Origin of the sequence: Desulfosoma caldarium (genome assembly GCF_003751385.1) — a bacterium.
GTDB lineage: Bacteria > Desulfobacterota > Syntrophobacteria > Syntrophobacterales > DSM-9756 > Desulfosoma > Desulfosoma caldarium.
On record NZ_RJVA01000015.1, the window covers coordinates 59,666 to 81,052 of the forward strand.

Here is a 21,387-nt window from a genome sequence, read left to right on the forward strand (position 1 = left end):
TTGATTCAAGATGTGACCCCAATGCTCTAGGGGTGAAGCACCCCCACTTCGGCTTCGACGGCCCGCACCAGGTCTTGGCTGCGGACGAGGGCCGCGGCGGCTTCAATGTCTGAGGCCAGAACGCGATCCTTATCCAAATGGGGAATGTCGCGCCGAATTCGCCGATAGGCCGCCAGAGTGCCTACGCCGGGCCGCATGTTCGTGAACAGATCCAGCGCCTGAGCGCCGCACAGAAGTTCTATGGCCAGCACGGTTTCCACATTGCGCATCACATCCCGGCATTTTCGTGCCGCAAAGGTTCCCATACTCACATGATCTTCCTTGTTGGCGGAAGTGGGGATGGAGTCTACCGAAGCGGGATGGGCCAGGGTTTTGTTTTCCGAAACCAGGGCGGCCGCCGTGTACTGCGCGATCATGAATCCTGAATGCAATCCTCCCTGAGAGACCAAAAACGCCGGCAGGCCGCTCAGGTGAGGATTCACCAATCGTTCGATGCGCCGCTCCGAGATGTTCCCCAATTCCGCCAGTGCCATGGCCAGAAAGTCCATGGCTAGGGCCACAGGCTGCCCGTGGAAATTGCCTCCCAGAAGAAATTCCCCGCTGTCGGCGAAAATCAGAGGATTGTTCGTTGCCGCGTTGATTTCCCGTTCAATGACCCGTCGGCAGTAGGCAATGGCGTCTTTGGTCGCGCCGTGAACCTGAGGTGAACATCGCAAAGTGTAGGCGTCCTGAACTCGAGAACAGTCCTTATGGGACGAGATGATGTCGCTCCCGTGAGTCAAGCGACGCATATTGTGCGCCGCCTTGGCCTGGCCGGGGTGAGGCCGCACGCGATGGATGCGTGGGTCGAATTCCATGCGGCTACCCATGAGCACCTCTAGACTCATGGACGCCGCAATGTCGGCCGTCTTGGAAAGGTTCTCGGCGTCATACACCGCCAAAGCTCCCAAGGCGGTCATGAGCTGCGTGCCGTTGACCAAAGCCAGTCCCTCTCCGGCCTCCAGTTCCAGGGGTTTCAGACCCATACGCCGCAGCGCCTCGGCTCCCGAAAGTCTTTTTCCACGATACAGCACTTCTCCCATGCCGATGAGCGGCAGGGCCATGTGGGCCATAGGGGCCAGGTCGCCACTGGCTCCCACCGAACCCTTTGCCGGTATGATGGGGAGAAGATCAGCGTTTAGAAAATCCCTCAGACGAAGGGCTGTTTCCAAGCGAATGCCGGAATGGCCGCACGCAAAATCTTTCAGGCGCAAGGCCATCAGAGCCCGCACTTCTTCGGGAGCTAGCTCCGGACCCACGCCCGCCGCATGGCTCATGAGAATGTTGCGCTGCAACGTCCGCACATCCTTCGCCGAAATCACCACATCGCTCAAAGCCCCAAAACCCGTGGTCACCCCGTAAATGACGCGGCCTTCGGCAACCCAGGAATCCACCAGCGCCCTGGCGTTGGCAAGGCGATGTCGCGCTGCCTCACTGAAATCTACCGGTACATGGCGCCGCGCCACGGCCACCAACTGTTCCAGGCTCAGACCCTCTTGATCCAAAAAGATCGTCATGGTGAACCTTTCTCATGTCTTTTGGTTCGCATCCCAGCATCCCCTTCCTCGAGCCTTCTCGTCCCTTCTGCGCTCCGTGCCATGCCATGGCTCGCGGACAGCCGTGCGTTTTTGAGAAGGCTCAGCACACCGCCATCCATGATGAGATGCACCAAATGATGGGCCACACAAAAAATCAAGGCTTCTCCGTATTGAGGAAACACCGCCGTTTGAATGAGCACGGAAAGGGGCAGGGTCTTTTGGCCTCCCATGAAGATCACGGCTTCGCGGCGGCCCACGGAGAGATCGAGGAGGCGCGTGATAAAAAAGCCTCCGACGAGAAGACCGCCGTGGAACACGACGGCCAGTGCCAACAGAAGAGGCATAAGGTTGAGGCCTTGAAGGATCGTGTGTCGAGACCCACACACACCTAGCCAGACAACGACGATGACGAGAAAGGTGTTGAGGGTTCCGGGTTGGGGGCATCGCACCCGCCGCATCAGGGCCAAACAGGGGTTTCTCAGACGCATCCCCACGGCCAGAGGCGTGAGGACCAAAAGGGCCAAGGTGGCCATAAGGGATGGCGTGTTCAAAACCGCGGTGGTCGATTTCACGGATTGTCCCAAAAGAAACTTAAGCAACAGCGGCGTAACTAAAATGGCCATGGCATTGGAAACGATGGTGATCAAAAGTGCCGTGGCCGTATTACCGCCCGCAGCACCCGTCATGACCACGCCGCTGCTCAAGGTAGTGGGCATGGCCGCCACGAGAAAAAGCCCAACGACAAGCCCCGGGCTCATGGGCCAGTACGCCAGAGTCAAAGCCCACAAAGGGGCGAGGACAAAAATGAGGAACAGGGCCCCTCCTATGGCCTTCAGGTCCACAAGGCCTTGAGACAGGCTTTCTTTTTCCAAGGTCATGCCAGAAAAGAAAAAAATGGCGGCGATAATGCCGTCCGGACCATGATGGGTTTTTAGCCAACGCCCCCATCGAACACTCATCTCGGCGCTGTCCGCCAAAGTCAGGGCTGTGACGACCATAAGACCTATCATAAAGCCGTGACTTCGCCAGAAAGACGCCAGCACCCTTCGTGGACCACGCCGACTCACGCCATTCGCCTCCTTTTTTTCGCGCTGCGGCTTTTCACACCACTTAGGCCGAGTCCTTTAAGAGCTCCATCTATAAGTCGAGTCATAATCCACAGTCCAGGCTTGAATTTCATGCTTTGTTTGAGTATGGAAGCTGGGTATTTCGCACAGGCGTGAGACGTGTCAGTAGCCCATCGCCAGGGGATGAGCCGGATTACCCTGACTCGCGACACCGCTCCCGTAACACCCGCTCTCGGCCCTGTTCCGTTTCGGCCCACCCCGCACCGCCCCCGATCTCGATGATCCGTTTTCCCCTTTTAGGTGGGGAAAAGTTTTTGGCGATCGAACCCTGATGTTGAGATGCTCGATCTGACAAGGAGTCCATTCATGCGCTATTTTGGAAAGAAAGACGAGTCCGGCGGGGATTTCCGTCCCGCCATGGGTTTTCACGGAGCGGTCGCTTCCGAACATTATTTGTCCGCTCAGGCAGCCATGGACGTGCTCAAAGCCGGCGGCAATGCCTTTGATGCCGCCGCGGCAGCCGTTTTCGTGGAAGGGTTGGTCAATCCGCACATGTTCACTCTCGGTGGCGAATGCCCCATGGTGCTCTATTCCGCTCGGGACCGGTCGGTCACGGTGGTCAACGGCAATACGCAAGCCCCGGCCGCCGCTACTCTTGAGGCCTATCGCGCTCGGGGCTTGACTTTGATCCCTTCCCAGGGAATGCCGGCAGTCGGCGTCCCCGCCGCCGTCGCTTCGGTCTTGGACATGCTGGAAAGGTTCGGAAGCCTCCCTGTGCAAGATGTCTTGGCTCCGGCCAAGGCCTTGGCTCAGAACGGCTTTCCCGTACATGAAGGGCTGGTGCACATGCCCAAATTCGGCATTCAAGAAAACGCCGAACTGTTTCAAAGACAGTGGCCCACCTCAGCCGCCCTGTACCTGAACAGGGACGGCACCGTGCCGGAGCCGGGATCACGCCTTGTCAATGCCGCCTACGGACGTTTTTTGGATTATCTCATGGAAGAGGCCCGAAGCCGAGGCGAATATCCGGCGCAAGGGGTACGCGCGGCGCGTGACGCTTTCTACAAGGGGGACATTGCCGATGAGATCGACCGGTTCGTTCAGGAGCGTGATGGTTTCCTGCGACGAACCGATCTGGAATCTTACGAAACGCGGTTTGAAGAACCGGTGAGCGTGGTCTTTCGAAACACACAGGTGTTTAAATGTGGCCCATGGTCTCAGGGCCCTGTGTTTCTCCAAATGTTACGACTTCTTGAAGGCTTTGATCTGGAATCCATGGCCTGGCATGATCCAGCCTATGTGCACCTATGGCTGGAAGCGGCCAAGCTCGCCTTTGCGGATCGCGAGCAATACTACGCGGATCCTCGTTTTGTGGACGTCCCCTTGAAAGAGCTGCTCAGCTCTTCTTACGCCGCACTGCGGCGCCCTCTTCTGGACCTTCGTAAAGCCAGCCGAGCCCATCGTCCCGGGGATCCTCGAGGTGCAAAGGCCCTGCTGGCCCCCGAGGCCGTCTTTCGATGGGAAAGCTGGGGTTACGGCACGGTGCATGTGGCCGTGGCTGACGCAAGAGGCAACATGGCTGCTGTGACACCCAGCGGCGGATGGATCTGCGGCAACGAAATCGTGCCCTCCCTGGGGTTTTCACTGGGCACGCGGCTTCAGACCTTTTACCTGGATCCTGCGCATCCCAATGCCCTGCAGCCGGGCAAACGCCCGAGAACCACCCTGACGCCATCCTTGGCCTTTCGGGACGGCCAGCCATGGATGGCCTTCGGCACCATGGGCGGGGATCAGCAGGATCAATGGACCCTGCAATTTTTCCTCAACCGCGTAGTCTTTGGCATGGACACGGCCCAAGCCATCGAAGCGCCCAAGGTCTGTTCGGACCATTTCCCCGGGACTTTTTATCCCCATGACGCCTATCCGGCACGGGTGCGTGTGGAATCGCGCATGCCCGAAGCGACTCGACGCGCCCTGGAATCCCTAGGCCACGATGTGGTGGTGGATCCGCCCTGGAGTTTGGGCTTCATATGTGCGGTGTCCCGCGAAAGGGACGGGCTTTGTGTGGCAGGGGCCGATCCTCGAGGCCATCGCCACGGTGTGTTCCCATCCTGCGCCTTGGCCTGGTGACGTCGTCATGATCTTCGTGATGGAGGAGAACTTATGGAAAAATTAGCCGAATTGTGCGACCGCCTGGACACCGTGAATCGAACTATCGGCCGTGGCATCGCCTGGGTGTCGTTGATCATGGTGGCCGTGGTGACCGTGGACGTCATTCTGCGCTACCTTTTCAAAATCACTTTTGTTTTTGTGCAGGAATTGGAGTGGCATCTGTTCGGTTTTCTCTTTCTTGTGGGTGCCGGCTACACCCTGCTCTACGATTCTCATGTGCGCGTGGATGTCTTTTATCAACGCTTTTCCCCGAAAACCAAAGCGTGGATTAATTTTCTGGGATGCCTTCTGTTCCTCTTTCCTGGCTGCTACCTCATCATCGCCACTTCCATGACTTTCGTGGCAAACTCCTGGTCCATCGCCGAGGGGTCTCCGGACCCCGGAGGGCTTCCTGCCCGCTACGTCATCAAGGCCATGATCCCTCTGGGATTTGCTTTGGTGGCCATCCAAGGGGTTCCCATGGCTTTGCGCAGCCTTATGGTGCTGATGGGCTCGACCGAAACCTCTGCGAAAGGCGCGAAAGGAGAGCACTGATGGAATCCTTGCCAGGACTGATGTTTCTTACTCTGACTATCCTTCTCATGTTCGGGTTTCCCGTTGCCTTTACCCTTTTGGGAACGGCCCTGTTTTTCGGTCTGTACGGGTTTGGTTGGGATTTTTTTCATCTGCTGCCTCTGCGCATCTGGGGCGTCATCACCAACTTTACGCTCATTGCGGTGCCCCTTTTTGTCTTCATGGGCGTGATGCTGGAACGTTCCGGCATTGCCGAAGAGCTTTTGGAGACCATGGCTCTGCTTTTTGGTAGAATTCGAGGAGGTCTGGCCGTTTCCGTGGTTGTCGTCGGTGCACTTCTCGGCGCATCCACGGGCATTGTGGGAGCCACCGTGGTGACCATGGGGCTTTTGAGTCTTCCCACCATGCTGCGGCGAGGCTATCAGCCCGAATTGGCTACAGGAACCATTTCCGCCTCCGGGACCCTAGGACAGATCATTCCTCCCAGCATTGTTTTGGTCCTTCTCGGCGACATCATCGGGGTTTCCGTCGGTGACCTCTTCGTCGGCGCCGCAATTCCCGGTCTGCTCCTTGTGGTTCTCTATATCTTCTACCTCCTCGTTGTGGCTCGAATCAAACCCGCTTGGGCACCTCTCATTCCCCAGGAGGAATGGCGGGAGATACTAGAAGCTGGGCTTTTTCGACGCCTCGCCAAGGCCTTGATTCCGCCCCTTGTGCTGATGGTGAGCGTCCTAGGCTCCATCTTTGCCGGCATTGCTTCACCGACGGAAGCCGCGGCCGTGGGAGCCACGGGAGCCATGGTGCTGGCGGCCGCATACCGCAAATTTTCCTTAGAGATTCTGGTTCAGGTCATGCAAACCACCACGCGTCTCACCTGTATGGTGTTTATCATCTTGGTGGGTGCAGGGGCGTTCGGGCTGGTTTTTCGAGGATTAGGTGGAGATCATTGGGTTCGGAACATTCTGACGCATATTCCTTACGGCAAATGGGGCGTGCTCTTCATCTGCATGAGCATCGTCTTTATCATCGGCTTCTTTTTGGATTTCATCGAAATCACCTTCATCCACATTCCGGTTCTTGCGCCCATCATGAAAGCCATGGGCTTTGACCCTCTTTGGTTTGCCATCCTGTTTGCCGTCAACCTTCAAACGTCTTTCATGACGCCGCCCTTTGGGTTTTCTCTGTTTTACCTCAAAGGCGTGGCCCCTCCGGAAATCACCACAGGCCACATCTATCGAGGCATCATTCCCTTTGTTGTTTTGCAACTTCTTAGCTTGTTAATTTTGGTTTTTTTCCCCACCTTAGCCACGTGGCTTCCACACAAGCTCCTGCGCTGAGAAAAAAGAACGCGCGCCCAAGAGACCCCTGCCGGGCGCGCGTTCTGTGACCCCTCCCCAGCCCCCCTTGCGGGCTGCCATGGATGCAAAGGCACACCGCAAGGGCGGTGACGTTTCTCAGGCGCCGGTCTTCGCGGCGATAACATCGTAGTACGCTTTTTCTGAAACGGATCCCCACGCGCCGATCTTTGCCTTGAACGCTTTGAAGGCTTCATGGACCTTACGGGCAACGGGGTCCTTGTTGGCTTCTTCTTCGATGGTTTCTTCGGCAAGCTTCCGCAGTCCGTCCAAGACCTGGTCGGGGAAACGCACCAGTTTCACTTTGTGTTCTTTGACCAAGGTTTCCAGGGCGGCCCCGTTCTGCGCCTCGAACTCGCTCAAGCTCCAAAGATTCGTTTCCATGGCCACGGCATCGAGAATGATCTGCAGGTCCTTGGGAAGCGACTCATAAGCTTTCTTGTTGAAGATCACCTCTAGTGTCGTCCCCGGTTCGTGCCAACCCGGGTAATAGTAGTACTTGGCGGCTTGATAAAAGCCCATGCGCAGGTCGTGCATCGGGCCCACCCACTCCGTGGCATCGATCACGCCGCGTTCCAACGAGGTGTAGATCTCTCCGCCGGCCAACAGGACCACAGTCCCTCCTGCCTTTGACAGAACCTTTCCGCCGAGGCCCGGTATGCGCATCTTAAGGCCTTTAAAATCGTCAAGGGTCTCAATTTTTTTGTTGAACCAGCCGCCCATTTGCACACCTGTGTTGCCCTGAGGTCTGGGCACCACATTAAAGGGCGCGTACACTTCCTCCCAGAGCTTCAATCCTCCGCCAGAATAAAACCAGGCGTTGATTCCTTGAGCATTGAATCCAAACGGCACGGCTGAAAACCATTGTGCCGCCGGACTCTTACCCGCCCAATAATAGGAAGCGGAACTGCCGCATTCGACGGTGCCTTGCGAGACGGCATCAAAGGTACCCAGGGGTGGAACCAGTTCCCCGCCTGCATAGACCTCGATCTTCAAGCGCCCTCCACTGGCTTCCTCCACGCGCTTGGCAAACCGCTCAGCGCCGGTCTGCAGCACGGGCAACTCCGGTGGCCATGTGGTCACCATGCGCCACTTATAAGTCTGCCCTTTGGGCCACACGTATGGGGCGTTAACGGTCGCCGCTGCCACTGCCGCAGCCGATCCCAGTCCCACTTTCTTGACGAACGATCTTCTGTCCATTCCGTCCTCCTTCGTTTCACCTTGGTACGTGTCCTTGTTGCCACCTTGACTCCCTGGAATTGAGCCACTGTCGCAGGCGGGGGTAAGTAGGTTGCGCAGCACAGGGAAAATCGAGAGAGGGAAAAGGAGTAAAAGGGATCCTCGCCTGACCCGTTCGTCATTTCCCTTTACCACAGCTAGCCATTCATGCCAAATACTCTTCGACGCGGCGCCCAACCACGTCAGCCTTTTAAACACAGCTCCAGGAGCTGAACCGTTATGATTCGTCTGGTTATGTGGGGATTGGCCGCATCGGCCTTCTTTAGCGCCACCTTCATTGTGAATCGGGCCATGAGCCTCTCCGGCGGGCACTGGGTCTGGTCGGCCGTGCTTCGCTATTTCCATATGTTGTGGATTCTTACTTTATGGATCATTGTCCGACACGGATGGACCTACTTGACCGAAGTTCTTGGCGTCTTTCGCACCCATATCCTCTTTTGGATCACCGCGGGAAGCATCGGGTTCGGCGTGTTTTACGGCGCTTTGTGCTTTGCGGCCGATCATGCGCCCGGATGGGTCGTCGCGGCCACATGGCAGATCACCATTCTGGCGACGCCCGTGGTTCTCTGGGCGTTTAAGCGTCCTATACCCTATGTCGGTGTCGTGTTCACAGGCCTCATCTTTGTGGGCATTCTTCTCGTGCATGCACAACAGGTGGAACAGCCCACACAGATGCGCGAAACCCTCTTCGGAGCCCTGGCCGTGGTCCTGGCGGCTTTTGCCTACCCTACGGGAAATCAAATGCTCAACGCGGCCCGTCACGGCGGTTTTCAAAGGATACCGTTCGTGCGCCATCCCCACCTTCGCGATGCCCCCACGTGTGTCCTCCTCATGACGCTGGGATCCCTTCCCTTCTGGATTCTTCTGTGGGCGGTGGTAAGCCCTGCGCCACCTGAGAGCTCCCAATGGATGCAAACCGCCATTGTGGCACTGTCTTCCGGTGTCGTCGCCACATCTCTTTTCTATAAGGCCCGAAACGCCTCTCACGAGCCCCTGGCCATCGCCGCGGTGGACGCCACGCAAGCGGGAGAAGTGGTTTTCTCTCTTGTGGGCGAAATCCTTCTCTTGCACGGTGTCTGGCCCACTCTGTGGGGCTGGACCGGATTGACCCTCATCGTTGGAGGACTTGTGGGCTATTGCCTTGGAAATCCTCAAACAGGTCTTGGGCCACGCCTTTTCAGCCGAGCTTCTCCCCTTGGGACAAAGCCGCGAGACCTTCCCGATCCTTGATAAGGATGGAGCGGCCCTGCACTTCAATAAGCCCGGCAGCCACCATTTTGGAAAAGATACGGGACAAGGTTTCCGGAATGGTGCCGAGCACGGCGGCTAAATGGGTTTTGGTCACATCCAGGTCCACCGTGTCGGCGGAAGGGTTGCGTTCGTTCAGGTAGAGAAGATAGGACGCGAGCCTTCCGGGAACCTCCTTGAGGGAAAGGGTTTCCACAAGGGCCGTGAAATGACGCAGCTTGCGGGAAAGTACCGCCAACATGGAGAGCGCCAGGCTGTTGTCTTCTTGAATGAAGCGGATGAAGGCATTCCTGGGGATAAAGAGAGCTTCCACGTCCGTCAAGGCTTCTGCATGGGCAGGGTAGGTTCCGCCGGTAAACACCGGCACCTCTCCCAGAATGTTTCCGGCATCAAAAAGATGAAGGATCTGCTCGCGGCCGTCAAAAGAGACCTTGTAGACCTTCACACGGCCACTGCAGACGACGTAAAACCCTTCGGCTTTCTTGCCTTCTGCAAAGATCGCTTCCCCTTTGCGATAGAGGCACTCGGTGCACATGGCCGCAAGCCTTGCCAGCTGATCTCGCGACAGGTTTTCAAACAAGAGCCCGTGGCTCAGGCATTCCATCTTGTTGGCAAGCGATCCTCTGTCCTTCATAGCCTGCCTCCCCGCCAGCGGGTCAACGGGGTCACATCTTGATTTATGCCATGGCAATCAGACCTAAAGTGATCGAACAGGTCGTCCGCACGCGTGTCCAGGCATTACTTTTCTCGGAGCAGCACCAAACGCCAAAAGACCTGGCGAACGCTTCAAGGTCTCCGCGTCCGCCAGGTCCTTATATCATGCCGCCCCGGGAAGCCTTTACGAAAAAAGGGGATCATGTTTTTCTCGAGGCATGGGCGCAACGTCAAAAATCGCCCACCGAATCCACTTTTTGGCCAGGCCGCGCTTTGATTGGGCGTCCAGCTGCAGGCACCATTTCTGCAGCGCCGTGCGCGGCTTCATCTGCGGCCTTGCCGTTGCCTTTCTGGAAACGCCGACCGCGGCGTGGGGTGCGCTCAACGTGCTCTTCCATAACGGAGACGCCCACGATGCTTTGCAGCTCCGCCACAAAGTGTTTCATGCGCTCGGCCAAATGTTGCAATTCGCTGGAGGCGGACGCCGTCTCTTCCGCATGGGCCGCATTTTGCTGCACCACCTGATCCAATTGGGACACCGCTTTGTTGATTTGTTCGATGCCCTCGGCCTGTTCACTGCTGGCCGCTGCAATTTCCGCCACCAGATCCCCGACGCGCCGGCTCCCCGTTTCCACCTTCGTAAAGGCCCCATTGGCCCGCGTCACCATCGTGGAACAGTCCCGAACTTTTTTCACTGTATCTTCAATAATTTCAGCCGTACTTCGCGCCGCCTCGGCAGCTCTCATGGCCAAACTGCGCACCTCATCGGCCACCACGGCAAAGCCGGCTCCGGCGTCGCCGGCTCGAGCGGCCTCCACGGCCGCATTGAGGGCCAGCAGGTTGGTCTGAAAGGCAATTTCATCGATGGTCTTGATGATCTTTTGGGTTTGTTCACTGGCTTCTGAAATGGCCTGAATAGCCCTGGTCAGGTCCCCCATGGCTTCCGTGGCTTCTTCGATGTCCCGGGCCGCTTCCTTGACAATGCCATGGGCCTGGCCGGCATTGTCTGCGTTTTGACGGGTCATGGACGCCAATTCCTCCAGAGCGGACGATGTTTCTTCAATGGACGCCGCCTGCTGGGAGGCGCCGTCAGCAAGGGATTGACCGGCCTCAGCCACCTGATCTGAGGCGGCCCCCAGCTGTTCAGAACCGTTATGTAGCCCGTGAACCACGCCGTAAACGGGACGAGTCACCGAGCGCACAATCCACCAGGTGGCCAAAAGCCCCAGCACCAATAGCGCCCCGACAATCAGTCCAAAGGTAAGGCGAATCTGATTGGCCTGGGCGCGCACATCATCCACGTAAATGCCGCTGCCGACAATCCATCCCCACGGCTGAAAAAGCTTCACGTAGGACACCTTGGGCACTGGCTTTTCCATACCTGGTTTGGGCCAGAGATAGTCCACAAAACCAGCCCCTTTTTCACGGCACACCTTGACAAACTCCACGAAAAGATGCTTCCCGTTTGGATCCTTGAAATCCGCAAGGTCTTTTCCGTCCAGTTCGGGTTTGATTGGATGCATGACCATGACCGGCTTAAGATCGTTAATCCAGAAGTAATCGTTTTCTCGATACCTCATGGTCCGAATTTGATCCAAAGCCTGCTCTTTGGCTGCGTCTTCGGCGATTATTCCCTGTTGCGCCATCTTGGCATACTTCTCCAGGACCGAATAGGCCACCTCCACGATGTGTTTCGTGGCAATGCGTTTTTCTTCCATGAGGCGCGATTGCAACGAAATGGAAATCCAGACCAAGACGGCCGCAAAGGCCACGACTCCCCCGCCACAGTACACGATCAACCTTGTGGAAAACTTGCCTCCCTTTCGCCCAAACTTTGCCATCACCATCCCTCCTGTGCATACCCTCATGAATCCAAAAACTTCCCCTGTCTTGTCTTGCTCTTCGGAAGGATGGGAAGAAAACTTGAGCGAAAATAAGGCCTTTTTTATCGAGGGCGCAGATGCGCAGGAAGTTTTTCCGGGTCCACATCCCCTTCGGTGAACCTGGGTGTGTAAGCACGCACCGCATCGCGATAGCCGTCGCGCAGGCCGCGCCAGAAGTTTCGGGGCACCGGCCCTTGCGCCGCCAGGGCATCCCGCGTCATCTCGGCATAGCGGCCTGCCGTCATCGATGGGTCTTTGGCTTTCCATGCCAAAGCATCTCGAAAGCCCATGACGTATCCTGCCCGATAGATGTTGTTTCTAGCGGCAAATGCCTGTGAAATAGCCAACGCGTTCAAGCTGGCTGTCACCAAAAGGATTACAAAACTCTGTGTCCACTTGACCCTCACGCCGATTCCTCCCTCTCCATGGGCTCAAAACACCGTGGCATGGCGCCTTGACCCACCACTTTTTCCATCAAGCCCCTTACAAGAGCACGTCCCACAATTGTATTGTTTATCGTAACGCGCGCAAGCCATCTGAGTCTAGCCGCCCACGGCCACCAGGGCCGCTCCAGCAACCATGATGGCCGATCCCACAAGGCGCCAGCCCACATGCTTTTCACGAAACAGCCATGCGCCATAAAGCACGCCAAAGACGGCACTCAACCTCTTGAGTGATATCATGTAGGCGGCCTGGGTCATGGAAATGGCCCATACGTGCAGCATCACATGCAGGTAGTAGAGCGATCCCACAAGCAGGCCTTTTGAAGCATTGGACAACGTCATGAAAAGGCGGGCATCGGCTTGGCCGGTCAGGATCGCCCAGATCACCAACAAAAAATTTTGAAGAACGAAGAAAAAAACGCCGAAAAACATAGGAGAAGAGTGAAGGATGGCTTTTTTGCCGAGCACGGCAGAAAAGCTGTAAATGAAAGCCACCGCCACCATGGCCAGGGATCCCTTTTCCCTGGCGAGGGATCGCAGGGGCTCCAGCATCCCTTCTTGTGCGGAAGGAGCGTTAAGTAGATAGCCTCCGCAGACGATAATGGCGATGCCCAACACGGCGGGCCACGACGCCGCTTCCTGCAAGAAGGCGTATCCCGTGATCACCATGAAGGCGGGAGTCAAGGTCAAAAGGGGCACCGTCAAGGATAAGGGGGAAAGGCGAATCGCTTCCATGTAAAGCACAAAGCTGAGACAGTTGATGGGAACGGAGAGCCCGAAACACCACCAGAATGTGGCATCCAAGGTCGGGACAGGCACGAAGGGCCATGTGGCGAGAAAAAGCGGCAGGCTGTAACCCAGTGGGTAGAAAGCCATGGTGACGGCATCGCGATGGCCGAAAAACTTCTTCGTCCAGGCGTCGACGGACGCGGCCGCCAGAGCGGTCAGAACAGAGAGGGCCACCCACATGATCTCATGGCGCAGAAGCGTACAGAAAAACCGTTATGGAAAATGCCCGAGGATTTCATGTCCAAGCCACCCCGACGTGGATCATGTCTTGCCGCACATCGTCTTCTTACCTTACAGAAAGAGGTGCACACATGCTTATACGTGAAGCCAAAACACCACCTTCCTCTCCCGCACCACGGAAGGCGCACACCATGAAGAGCCCAAACGCCCTCTTGAACCTCATGGGATCGGTGGAAAGTTTCATCGCCCGACAGCCCATATTCGATCGAAGGCTTCAGGTCTACGGCTACGAGATCCTTTATCGGGCCGCGTTCCAAGATCAAGAAGCCCATTTTCATGACGGGGACGAGGCTTCGGTATCCGTCATTCAAAACCTTTTCTTCACCATGGGCACGGAACTTTTTGCCGGAGGCCGTAAGGCCTTTGTCAATTTCACGGAAAACCTTCTGCTGCAGGAGGCCCCCTATCTTCTGCCCAAGGAATGGGCTGTCATCGAAATCCTGGAAAGTGTGAAACCCACGCCGGCGGTGCACAAGGCGTGCCGGCGTCTGAAGGATTCCGGCTACCTATTGGCCCTGGACGATGTGATCGTCTTGACAGATTCCCACTGTGGACTGCTTGATCTAGTGGACATTGTCAAGGTGGACTTTCAGGAGACATCTCCCGCCGCGCAGGAGCGCATAGCTCGGGATCTGCATTCTCGAGTCCCACATCTTCTGGCCGAAAAGACCGAAACGCGGGAGGAATTTTACAAAGGGCTGGAAGCCGGCTACACACTTTTTCAAGGATATTTTTTCAGTCGCCCCGTCATCATTCAACGCAAAGACGTGCCGGTATTCAAGTTCAACGCCCTCAAGCTCATCGCCGAGCTCAACCGGCCTGACCTTGACATGGAATCGCTCCACAACGTGATCAAGCGGGACCCCGCTCTGGTTTACAAGCTGCTTCGCTACATCAATTCGGCATTCTTTGGGCTGCGCCATAGGGTCACATCCATCCGTCATGCCCTGGCGCTGCTTGGGGAGCGGGAAATCCGCAAGTGGGCCATTTTGAGTGTGTTTTCCCGGCTGACGACCAAGCAACCCAATGAATTGCTCAAGCTTTCTCTGACACGAGCCCGATTCCTGGAGCTGCTGGCGGATCTTATGGGCATGGGCGCCCAAAAGGATCAGCTGTTTCTTATGGGCATCTTTTCCGTGATGGACACGTTGCTGAGCCGCCCCCTGGACGAGGCCCTTGAGGAACTGCCTCTGGACGAGGCCATCAAAGCTGCTCTGCTGGGCTCCATGAACCCGCAACGCGTCCTCTACGAAATCGTTCTCGGCTACGAACAAGCCAAGTGGGACACTCTGTCCCGCATCGGTTCCGAACTTCACCTTGACCCGTCCGCGCTCACAGCCCGATACCTTCAGGCCGTGGAATGGACGGAACGCGTCTTTCGCGTTCAATAAACGCCGCGAATTCTTATTCCGGTCGGTAGGCGCAGTATTCGATCCAGTTGTGCACTTCGGAAAGCAGAGACCGGTACTTTTCTCGGCCTTTACTGTACATTAGCGCATTTTCGATGGCGATGCCGCACTGTTCGGCCACGGCCATGGCGTATTCCACTTCGTATTTATGAAAACGGCGCTTGTTTTCCGTAAAAATGCGCATGCTGCCGATGACACGATCCCGAATGACAATGGGCACAGCCAAAATGGAACCGATGCCTTCCATGGCCGCTTCCGCCGGGTACTGGACGCGCGGATCGTCTTGCACATCGTAGATCTGCACGGGCGTTCCCGCGGTGGTCTCGGCGATGCTTCGCGCCGCGTCCACCGGCCCCTTTTCCAGATATTTTTCACTCAAGCCGTAGGCCGCCACTTGGTCCAAACGCGACTTTTGCTCATCCAGCAGCAGCAGTGTGCAGCCTTTGGCCTTAAAGATCTTGGTGACTTCCTCCACAATCACCTGTAGCACCCTGCGATACTCCAGCGTGGATGTCACCGTGCGACTGATGTTCATGAACCCTTGTAGGTAGGGATTCTTGAAAAGCCGCAGCATGGCCACAGAATCTTCGTCGATATCTTCGCCCACAAACGCCTGGCGATGAAAGCATTCCAGAGACAGCGCCGTAAAGGGGCACGCTTCCAGGTCCGAGACATCTTTGATATTGAGCGGGCAGCAACCGTCCTGTTGCACCTTTCGAGCCAGGCGATCCACCACCAGATCGGCCACCTGCGGCTCCGCAAGGCTTTCCAATAGCCCCTGCAGCACGAGGGTCAGCGCCCGTTGCACCTGAGGACTGGTCTTCTTTTCCATGGCGTTTCCTTTCAATCCCGGCTGTGGATCAAAGCGTTCAAAACAGCACATGCACGGCTTGGCGCGCCAGGTTCCAAAAGGCATGGGGCCACACGCCCACCAAGGCCGTTAGAGCGCCCGCGCCCAGCAGTGCGCCTTTTTCCCCGGCACTGAGCGTCGCCGTCATGGGTTCTGAAAAGACCTCGCTCGATTCGTCCCCGGGCTTGTAGATGGTGATGACGACGCGAAGATAATAATAAGCGGCAATCACCGAATTGATCACGGCCACAATCACCAACCCTGTATAACCGGACTGCACGGCCGCGGAAAAGACCATGAATTTGCCCACAAATCCCGCTGTAGGCGGAATCCCGGCAAGTGAAAACAGAAAAAGGGCCATGCAGGCTGCCAAAAAAGGCGACCGCCTGCCCAGACCTCGAACGTCTTCCAACCGCTCCCCACTTTCCTGCCGGTTTTGCACCGTCACCAGGACGCCAAAGGCCCCCACGTTCATCACCGTGTAGGCCAAAAGATAGACAAGAAGAGCCGTCAAGGCATCTTGAGAATCGGCCACCACGGCCATGAACAAGTACCCGGCATGGGCCACGCTGGAAAAGGCCAGCATGCGCTTGATGCTGTCTTGGGCCAGGGCCATGAGATTGCCCACGGTCATGGTCATGGCCGCTAGCGCCCAAAAGAACAGGGTCCAATGGGCATGCACCGCGGGCAGAGCCACCCAAAAGGTGCGCACCAAGGCGCCAAACACCGCCGCCTTTACCCCTACCGCCATGTAAGCCGTCACGGGCGTCGGAGCCCCTTCGTAGACGTCGGGAGTCCACAAATGAAAGGGAACCAGGGCCAATTTGAACGCAAATCCCACTAAAACCAGAGCGGATCCCAAAAGCAGGTAGGGATTGAAGACCGTTTCGCCCTTACCCAAATGCGCGGCGATGGCGTTCATGGAAAGAGAGCCCGTAGCGCCGTAGATGAAGGTCAGTCCGTAGAGCAGAAAGCCGGAGGCAAACCCACCCAGAAGGACGTATTTCACGGCGGCTTCGTTGGCACGCTTTTCATGGCGCGCAAGGCCCACCAAAATGTAGATGGCGAGGGAAAAGATTTCCAGCCCCAAAAAGAGCACAATGAAATGAGCGGCTTGCACCATGAGGATCATTCCCGTGGTGGCGAAAAGTACCAGGGCATAGTATTCGCCGCATTCCAAACCGGTGCGCCGCAGTTGGTCCAGGGAAAGGAAAATGACCAACACGGACCCCAACAGCAACACGCCGCTCAAAAACACACTGAACCGGTCCCAGACAACCATACCCTGAAAATAGGTCGACCCGGCAGAATCCATGCGCAGCAAAGCCAACGCCAAAAGGGTTCCGGTCACGGCCACGGCCCCCAGTCTGCCTTTGCGTCCAAGAGGCGAAAAGGCGTCGAGAAGCAGCACGAGGATTCCCGTCACGGAAAGGATCAGGGCGGAAAAGATCCCTTGACATTCATAAAGAAGCGTTACCACCGACATGGACCATGCCTCACTTTCCCTTGATGTGTTCCCATGCCGCGCAGGCTGTCATCCACGCACTGGGGCGCTCTTCGGCCGTCGGCACCCGCTCCCGCACCTTCTGCAACACATGAGAGACGGCGGGTTCAGATTTTTCCAGAAAGGTCGTGGGGGCCACGCCGATCCAAACGATCATACCCACCACAGGCACCAACACACCGATCTCGCGAGGCACCAGATCGCGAAGCCGTTTGTTTTCGTCGTGGGTCACGGCTCCGAAAAACACACGCTGAAACATCCACAACATGTACCAGGCAGCCAGAATGACCCCGGTGGCCCCCAGCACAGCCCAGACGGGCTTAGCTCGAAAGGTCCCCAGCAGAATGAGAAATTCGCCCACAAAACCGTTCAGGCCCGGCAGGCCAATGGAGGCCAGTGTGGCGATCATGAAAAAAGTGGTCAAGGCGGGGGCCGGCGTGGACAGGCCGCCAAAATCCGCAATGAGGCGCGTGTGCCGCCGCTCATAAAGCATGCCCACCAGGAGGAACAAAGCCCCGGTGCTCAACCCGTGATTGATCATCTGCAGCACACCGCCCTGCATGCCTTGAAGCGTGAAGCTGAACAGGCCCAAAATGACAAAACCTAGGTGACTGACGCTGGAAAAGGCGATGAGGCGCTTTAAATCCTCTTGAACAAGGCACATGAACGCGCCGTAGATAATACCCACCAAGGCCAGCGCCACCATGACCGGCATGAAAAAGACAGAGGCCTCGGGGAAAAGGGGTAGATTGAACCGCAAGAAACCGTAGGTGCCCATCTTCAGCAGCACGGCCGCCAGCACCACACTGCCCACCGTGGGAGCTTCCGTGTGCGCGTCGGGGAGCCATGTATGAAATGGAAACATGGGCACCTTGATGGCAAAAGCTACCCCAAAGGCAAGGAACAACCAGAGCTGCAGAGAAAACGGCAGATTCAGGCCGCTCAGCGTGACCAGATCAAAGGAAGCCACGCCCGTGGTGCGCGCATGATGGAAATACAGCACAAGGATGCCGACGAGCATGAACACGGATCCGGCCATGGTGTAGAGGAAGAACTTGACGGCGGCATAGATCCTTCGCGCGGGATGGCCCCAGATGAGAATGAGCAAGGCCATGGGAATGAGCATCACTTCCCAGAAGATATAAAAAAGCACCAGGTCCAAGCTCACGAAAACCCCCAGCATGCCTGTCTGCAAGAGCAGAAGGCAAATGAGGAATTCTTTGAGCCGATACCGAATATCCGACCAGCACGCCAGGACACAAAGGGGACCCAGAAAGGCCGTGAGCATGACCAAAAGCAGGCTGATGCCGTCCACACCCAGGTGATAGGTCATGCCCAACCCAGGCATCCAGGGAATCTTTTCTTCGAACTGGTACGCCACGTTGGTCGCATCAAATCCCGCATAGACAATAAGGGCCAGGCCGAAACAGCCTCCCATGACCGTCAAGGCCGTCCAGCGTTGCACCGGTTCGTTGTCCCGGTCCACCACGAGGAGCACCAGTACGCCCAGCAAGGGAAGAAACACGAGCGTGGAAAGCAGAGGAAAGGACACAGACTCCATCACCCCATCCTTTTATCGAGGCACGTTCGGTCAGAGGGCCATGATGAAAAGAAGCAGCAGGCACGCTCCCGCCATCACCGACAGGGCGTAGTGGGGAAAAACCCCCGTTTGCACGCGGCGCACCAGGCCGCTCAAGGTGCGAAACAAATTTCCCGTTCCGTCCACGGCCCCGTCAATGGTTCGCCGATCCACCCACTGATGCAGCCCCTTGGCCGCGTGTTTGAGCGGCTCGACCATCACCGCCTGATACACCTCATCCACATAGTACTTATGAAACACCCACCGATAGGTTCGAGAAAACCTCTGGGCCATGCGCACGGGCCGTTGCGGGTCAGCGATGTAAAACCGATAGGCGACGAAAATACCCACCAAAGCCACAGCGATCGAGAGGGCCATGAAAGCCCCTTCGACCCAAAGCGATGGATGCGCCGGGCCGTGGTGCCTTAGAAAACGCGCAGCTTCGTGAAAGACCGGTTCCAGGAAGCGGCCCAAGACGCGCCCCCCTTCCACTCCCGGCACCTGAATCCATCCACCCACCAGGGACAACACCGCCAGAATCATCAAAGGGATGGCCATGGTTTTGGGCGCTTCGTGAACATGGGCCGCTGCATGGGAATCCATGCGGGATTCACCGTAGAAAGTCAAAAAGACTAGACGAAACATGTAAAAGGCCGTCAAGCCCGCTCCGGCCAGCGCCAGAACGTAGAGGGTAATATGGCCGGTCATGAAGGTTTCAAAGAGAATTTCATCTTTGCTGAAAAAGCCCGCAAAGGGAAAGATGCCGGCAATGGCCAAGGTGCCCATCAAGAGCGTAGTAAAGGTGACCGGCAGGGAACGACGCAGGCCACCCATGTGCTGCATATCTTGTTCTCCGGACAGGGCATGAATCACGCTTCCCGCCCCGAGGAAGAGCAAGGCTTTGAAAAACGCATGCGTCATCAGATGAAAGATGCCCGCCACAAAGGCCCCCACACCGCAGCCGAGAAACATGTATCCCAGTTGGCTCACGGTGGAATAGGCAAGGACTCTCTTGATGTCGTTTTGCACCAACCCGATGGAAGCGGCAAAGACGGCCGTGACCGCTCCGATCATGGCCACGAAGCCCATGGATAATGGAGACAAGGCATAGAGCACGCTGCATCGGGCGACCATGTAAACCCCGGCGGTGACCATGGTGGCCGCGTGAATGAGGGCCGAAACCGGGGTTGGACCTTCCATGGCGTCGGGAAGCCAGACATAGAGCGGTATCTGGGCCGATTTTCCCATGGCGCCCACAAAGAGCAGCAGCGTGATGCCCACCAGCACGGTGTCGCCCACGGCATGGTGGGCCACGGCCGCCTCAAAGATTTCTCGAAAATTCAAGGATCCAAAGGTCCAAAAGGTGAGAAAGATCCCGAGCAAAAAGCCAAAGTCGCCGATGCGGTTGACGATAAAGGCTTTCTTTCCGGCATCGCTGGCCGATTGTTTTTCGTACCAAAAACCGATGAGCAGGTACGAGCACAGTCCCACGCCTTCCCAACCCACGAACATGACCAAGAGATTGTTGGCCATGACCAGAAGCAGCATGGCCGAAGCGAAAAGATTCAGATAGGCAAAATAGCGCGAATAACCTGGATCATCGTTCATGTAGCCGATGGAATAAACGTGAATGAGAAACCCCACCCCCGTGACCACCAGCATCATGACCATGCTCAGCGGATCCACGAGAAAAGAAACATGGACCTGAAACTCCCCCACCCGCATCCACGTGTAATAAACGGGTTCCCAAAACCTCTGGGACGGCGCCACCTGCAAAAGCCGCCAAAAAAGGCATAACACCCACGCGAACGCTAAACCCATGGCGCCGCACGCCACAAGACTCACCCACGTCTTGGGTAGCCGTCGTCCCCACAATCCGTTCACTACAAAACCGGCAAAGGGTAAAGCCGGAACGATCCACGCCGTTTCCATAGGGACCTCTTCTCTTTTTGCAATCAGCCTTTAAGAAGCCGAATTTCGTCCACGAAAATGGTCTTCCAGTTGCGATACAAGGTGACAATGATGGCCAACCCGACGGTCACTTCCGCCGCCGCCACCACCATGACGAAAAAGACAAAGAGCTGGCCGTCCAGACCTTCCAAAGCCCTGGAAAACGCCACGAAGCTCAAATTGGCGGCGTTGAGCATCAGTTCGATGGACATGAAAATGACGATGGCATTGCGCCGGGTCAGCACCCCCAACGCCCCTAAGGCAAACAACAGCGCGCTCACAAGGACATAGTATTCAACTGGAACCGCCATGCCCTACCCTTTCCTCTGTCGGTCTCGATCCATAGGTCTGTCCTCGAACCCCCAAGGAGTCTTATGGCTTCCCATCTACTTACGTTCCTTTTTGGCCAGCACAATGACACCCACCACAGCCACCAAGAGTGCAATGGAGGTCACCTCAAAGGGAAGAAAGGCGGAGGTGAACAGCATCCGGCCTACGGCACGCACATTGCCTCCCTGGCTGGCCACCCACGGCGCGCCTTGGCCTCCCATGGGCCCCAGCCGCGCCAACGGACTGGTGATGACGGTCAAGACGGCTCCAAGAAAAATGAACAGGAACGGCAACGCCCAGCGCAGCCGCTTCTTGAAATCCGCGCGGTCTTCGCCTCGTGGCTTCAAGTTGAGCAGCATGATGACGAACAAAAAGAGCACCATGACGGCGCCGGCGTAGACCAGAACCTGCATCAGCGCAATGAATTCCGCTTGCAACAGGAGATACAGACCGCCCATGGCAAAAAAGGACACGATGAGAAACAGGGCGCTCTTTACGGGATGTGGATGCATCACCACGGCGGCAGCGCTCAGCAAAGTGATCAGGGAAAAGACCACAAACAACACAAGTTCCATGCAACAGTCC

Annotated in this window: 18 protein-coding genes; 5 read left to right on the top strand and 13 right to left on the bottom strand. The window is 56.8% G+C overall.

What is annotated here, in order from left to right:
* Window positions 1-26 precede the first annotated feature (26 nt).
* Together hutH and EDC27_RS13840 are read right to left on the bottom strand one after the other, a co-directional pair.
* Window positions 27-1,556 carry a histidine ammonia-lyase gene (hutH, locus tag EDC27_RS13835; RefSeq protein ID WP_123291229.1) on the bottom strand — a complete coding sequence of 510 codons (1,530 nt, stop codon included), beginning with the start codon at window positions 1,554-1,556 and terminating at the stop codon, window positions 27-29.
* The gene (locus EDC27_RS13840) at window positions 1,553-2,644 is read right to left on the bottom strand and encodes a bile acid:sodium symporter (RefSeq protein ID WP_148045778.1); all 1,092 of its coding nucleotides are present in this window, start codon (window positions 2,642-2,644) and stop codon (window positions 1,553-1,555) included. The genes hutH and EDC27_RS13840 overlap by 4 nt, the downstream gene beginning before the upstream one ends.
* Before the next feature lie 366 nt (window positions 2,645-3,010).
* Between EDC27_RS13840 and EDC27_RS13845 the strand changes: the two genes are divergently transcribed.
* Genes EDC27_RS13845 through EDC27_RS13855 form a run of 3 tightly spaced genes read left to right on the top strand, consistent with a single transcriptional unit; the run spans window position 3,011 to window position 6,666 of the window.
* Entirely contained in the window at window positions 3,011-4,774 is a 1,764-nt protein-coding gene (locus EDC27_RS13845) for a gamma-glutamyltransferase family protein (RefSeq protein WP_170161829.1), read from the top strand.
* A 33-nt stretch (window positions 4,775-4,807) separates the two neighbouring features.
* Window positions 4,808-5,350: a TRAP transporter small permease subunit gene (locus tag EDC27_RS13850; RefSeq protein WP_123291334.1), complete on the top strand. Its 543-nt coding sequence runs from the start codon at window positions 4,808-4,810 to the stop codon at window positions 5,348-5,350.
* On the top strand, window positions 5,350-6,666 hold the full coding sequence (locus EDC27_RS13855; protein WP_211334914.1) for a TRAP transporter large permease: 1,317 nt from the start codon (window positions 5,350-5,352) through the stop codon (window positions 6,664-6,666). The genes EDC27_RS13850 and EDC27_RS13855 overlap by 1 nt, the downstream gene beginning before the upstream one ends.
* A gap of 117 nt (window positions 6,667-6,783) precedes the next feature.
* On the opposite strand, the gene EDC27_RS13860 is transcribed toward EDC27_RS13855, so the two are convergent.
* Window positions 6,784-7,884, bottom strand: coding sequence for a TRAP transporter substrate-binding protein (locus tag EDC27_RS13860; protein ID WP_123291232.1), 1,101 nt, complete (start codon window positions 7,882-7,884; stop codon window positions 6,784-6,786).
* Between the two features lie 258 nt (window positions 7,885-8,142).
* Here EDC27_RS13860 and EDC27_RS13865 point away from each other — a divergent pair, with 258 nt between their 5' ends.
* Entirely contained in the window at window positions 8,143-9,153 is a 1,011-nt protein-coding gene (locus EDC27_RS13865) for a DMT family transporter (RefSeq protein WP_123291233.1), read from the top strand.
* Here the strand turns inward: EDC27_RS13865 and EDC27_RS13870 are convergent.
* From EDC27_RS13870 to EDC27_RS13880, 4 genes are all read right to left on the bottom strand, one after another.
* Window positions 9,101-9,805, bottom strand: a complete 705-nt coding sequence (locus tag EDC27_RS13870) for a Crp/Fnr family transcriptional regulator (protein WP_245994600.1) — start codon at window positions 9,803-9,805, stop codon at window positions 9,101-9,103. The two genes, EDC27_RS13865 and EDC27_RS13870, sit on opposite strands and share 53 nt — an antisense overlap.
* A 250-nt stretch (window positions 9,806-10,055) precedes the next feature.
* Window positions 10,056-11,666: a cache domain-containing protein gene (locus EDC27_RS13875; protein WP_170161830.1), complete on the bottom strand. Its 1,611-nt coding sequence runs from the start codon at window positions 11,664-11,666 to the stop codon at window positions 10,056-10,058.
* Window positions 11,667-11,770: 104 nt separating this feature from the next.
* Entirely contained in the window at window positions 11,771-12,115 is a 345-nt protein-coding gene (locus EDC27_RS16100; RefSeq protein WP_170161831.1) for a hypothetical protein, read from the bottom strand.
* 135 nt (window positions 12,116-12,250) lie between these two features.
* Window positions 12,251-13,120, bottom strand: a complete 870-nt coding sequence (locus tag EDC27_RS13880) for a DMT family transporter (RefSeq protein ID WP_123291235.1) — start codon at window positions 13,118-13,120, stop codon at window positions 12,251-12,253.
* Between the two features lie 191 nt (window positions 13,121-13,311).
* Between EDC27_RS13880 and EDC27_RS13885 the strand changes: the two genes are divergently transcribed.
* Window positions 13,312-14,571 (top strand): EAL and HDOD domain-containing protein, encoded by a 1,260-nt coding sequence (locus EDC27_RS13885; protein WP_170161832.1) that lies wholly within the window; start codon window positions 13,312-13,314, stop codon window positions 14,569-14,571.
* A 13-nt stretch (window positions 14,572-14,584) separates the two neighbouring features.
* Here EDC27_RS13885 and EDC27_RS13890 read toward each other — a convergent pair whose 3' ends face one another.
* From EDC27_RS13890 to EDC27_RS13915, 6 genes are all read right to left on the bottom strand, one after another.
* The gene (locus EDC27_RS13890) at window positions 14,585-15,421 is read right to left on the bottom strand and encodes a GAF domain-containing protein (RefSeq protein WP_170161833.1); all 837 of its coding nucleotides are present in this window, start codon (window positions 15,419-15,421) and stop codon (window positions 14,585-14,587) included.
* A gap of 37 nt (window positions 15,422-15,458) precedes the next feature.
* Window positions 15,459-16,925 carry an NADH-quinone oxidoreductase subunit N gene (locus tag EDC27_RS13895; protein WP_123291238.1) on the bottom strand — a complete coding sequence of 489 codons (1,467 nt, stop codon included), beginning with the start codon at window positions 16,923-16,925 and terminating at the stop codon, window positions 15,459-15,461.
* 10 nt (window positions 16,926-16,935) lie between these two features.
* A complete protein-coding gene (locus EDC27_RS13900; protein WP_123291239.1) occupies window positions 16,936-18,504 on the bottom strand; it encodes an NADH-quinone oxidoreductase subunit M in 1,569 nt (522 codons plus the stop codon).
* Window positions 18,505-18,534: 30 nt separating this feature from the next.
* On the bottom strand, window positions 18,535-20,454 hold the full coding sequence (gene nuoL / locus EDC27_RS13905; RefSeq protein ID WP_123291240.1) for an NADH-quinone oxidoreductase subunit L: 1,920 nt from the start codon (window positions 20,452-20,454) through the stop codon (window positions 18,535-18,537).
* Window positions 20,455-20,477: 23 nt separating this feature from the next.
* Window positions 20,478-20,783, bottom strand: a complete 306-nt coding sequence (gene nuoK, locus EDC27_RS13910) for an NADH-quinone oxidoreductase subunit NuoK (RefSeq protein ID WP_123291241.1) — start codon at window positions 20,781-20,783, stop codon at window positions 20,478-20,480.
* A 75-nt stretch (window positions 20,784-20,858) separates the two neighbouring features.
* A complete protein-coding gene (locus EDC27_RS13915) occupies window positions 20,859-21,377 on the bottom strand; it encodes an NADH-quinone oxidoreductase subunit J (protein ID WP_123291242.1) in 519 nt (172 codons plus the stop codon).
* Between the last annotated feature and the right edge of the window lie 10 nt (window positions 21,378-21,387).

What these genes read in the sequence shown, in the direction of transcription:
- hutH (WP_123291229.1), bottom strand. Translation starts at nt 1,556, where the DNA reads ATGACGATCTTTTTGGATCAAGAGGGTCTGAGCCTGGAACAGTTGGTG.
- EDC27_RS13845 (WP_170161829.1), top strand. Translation starts at nt 3,011, where the DNA reads ATGCGCTATTTTGGAAAGAAAGACGAGTCCGGCGGGGATTTCCGTCCC.
- EDC27_RS13850 (WP_123291334.1), top strand. Translation starts at nt 4,808, where the DNA reads ATGGAAAAATTAGCCGAATTGTGCGACCGCCTGGACACCGTGAATCGA.
- EDC27_RS13855 (WP_211334914.1), top strand. Translation starts at nt 5,350, where the DNA reads ATGGAATCCTTGCCAGGACTGATGTTTCTTACTCTGACTATCCTTCTC.
- EDC27_RS13860 (WP_123291232.1), bottom strand. Translation starts at nt 7,884, where the DNA reads ATGGACAGAAGATCGTTCGTCAAGAAAGTGGGACTGGGATCGGCTGCG.
- EDC27_RS13865 (WP_123291233.1), top strand. Translation starts at nt 8,143, where the DNA reads ATGATTCGTCTGGTTATGTGGGGATTGGCCGCATCGGCCTTCTTTAGC.
- EDC27_RS13870 (WP_245994600.1), bottom strand. Translation starts at nt 9,805, where the DNA reads ATGAAGGACAGAGGATCGCTTGCCAACAAGATGGAATGCCTGAGCCAC.
- EDC27_RS13875 (WP_170161830.1), bottom strand. Translation starts at nt 11,666, where the DNA reads ATGGCAAAGTTTGGGCGAAAGGGAGGCAAGTTTTCCACAAGGTTGATC.
- EDC27_RS13880 (WP_123291235.1), bottom strand. Translation starts at nt 13,120, where the DNA reads ATGTGGGTGGCCCTCTCTGTTCTGACCGCTCTGGCGGCCGCGTCCGTC.
- EDC27_RS13885 (WP_170161832.1), top strand. Translation starts at nt 13,312, where the DNA reads ATGAAGAGCCCAAACGCCCTCTTGAACCTCATGGGATCGGTGGAAAGT.
- EDC27_RS13890 (WP_170161833.1), bottom strand. Translation starts at nt 15,421, where the DNA reads ATGGAAAAGAAGACCAGTCCTCAGGTGCAACGGGCGCTGACCCTCGTG.
- EDC27_RS13895 (WP_123291238.1), bottom strand. Translation starts at nt 16,925, where the DNA reads ATGTCGGTGGTAACGCTTCTTTATGAATGTCAAGGGATCTTTTCCGCC.
- EDC27_RS13900 (WP_123291239.1), bottom strand. Translation starts at nt 18,504, where the DNA reads ATGGAGTCTGTGTCCTTTCCTCTGCTTTCCACGCTCGTGTTTCTTCCC.
- nuoL (WP_123291240.1), bottom strand. Translation starts at nt 20,454, where the DNA reads ATGGAAACGGCGTGGATCGTTCCGGCTTTACCCTTTGCCGGTTTTGTA.
- nuoK (WP_123291241.1), bottom strand. Translation starts at nt 20,783, where the DNA reads ATGGCGGTTCCAGTTGAATACTATGTCCTTGTGAGCGCGCTGTTGTTT.
- EDC27_RS13915 (WP_123291242.1), bottom strand. Translation starts at nt 21,377, where the DNA reads ATGGAACTTGTGTTGTTTGTGGTCTTTTCCCTGATCACTTTGCTGAGC.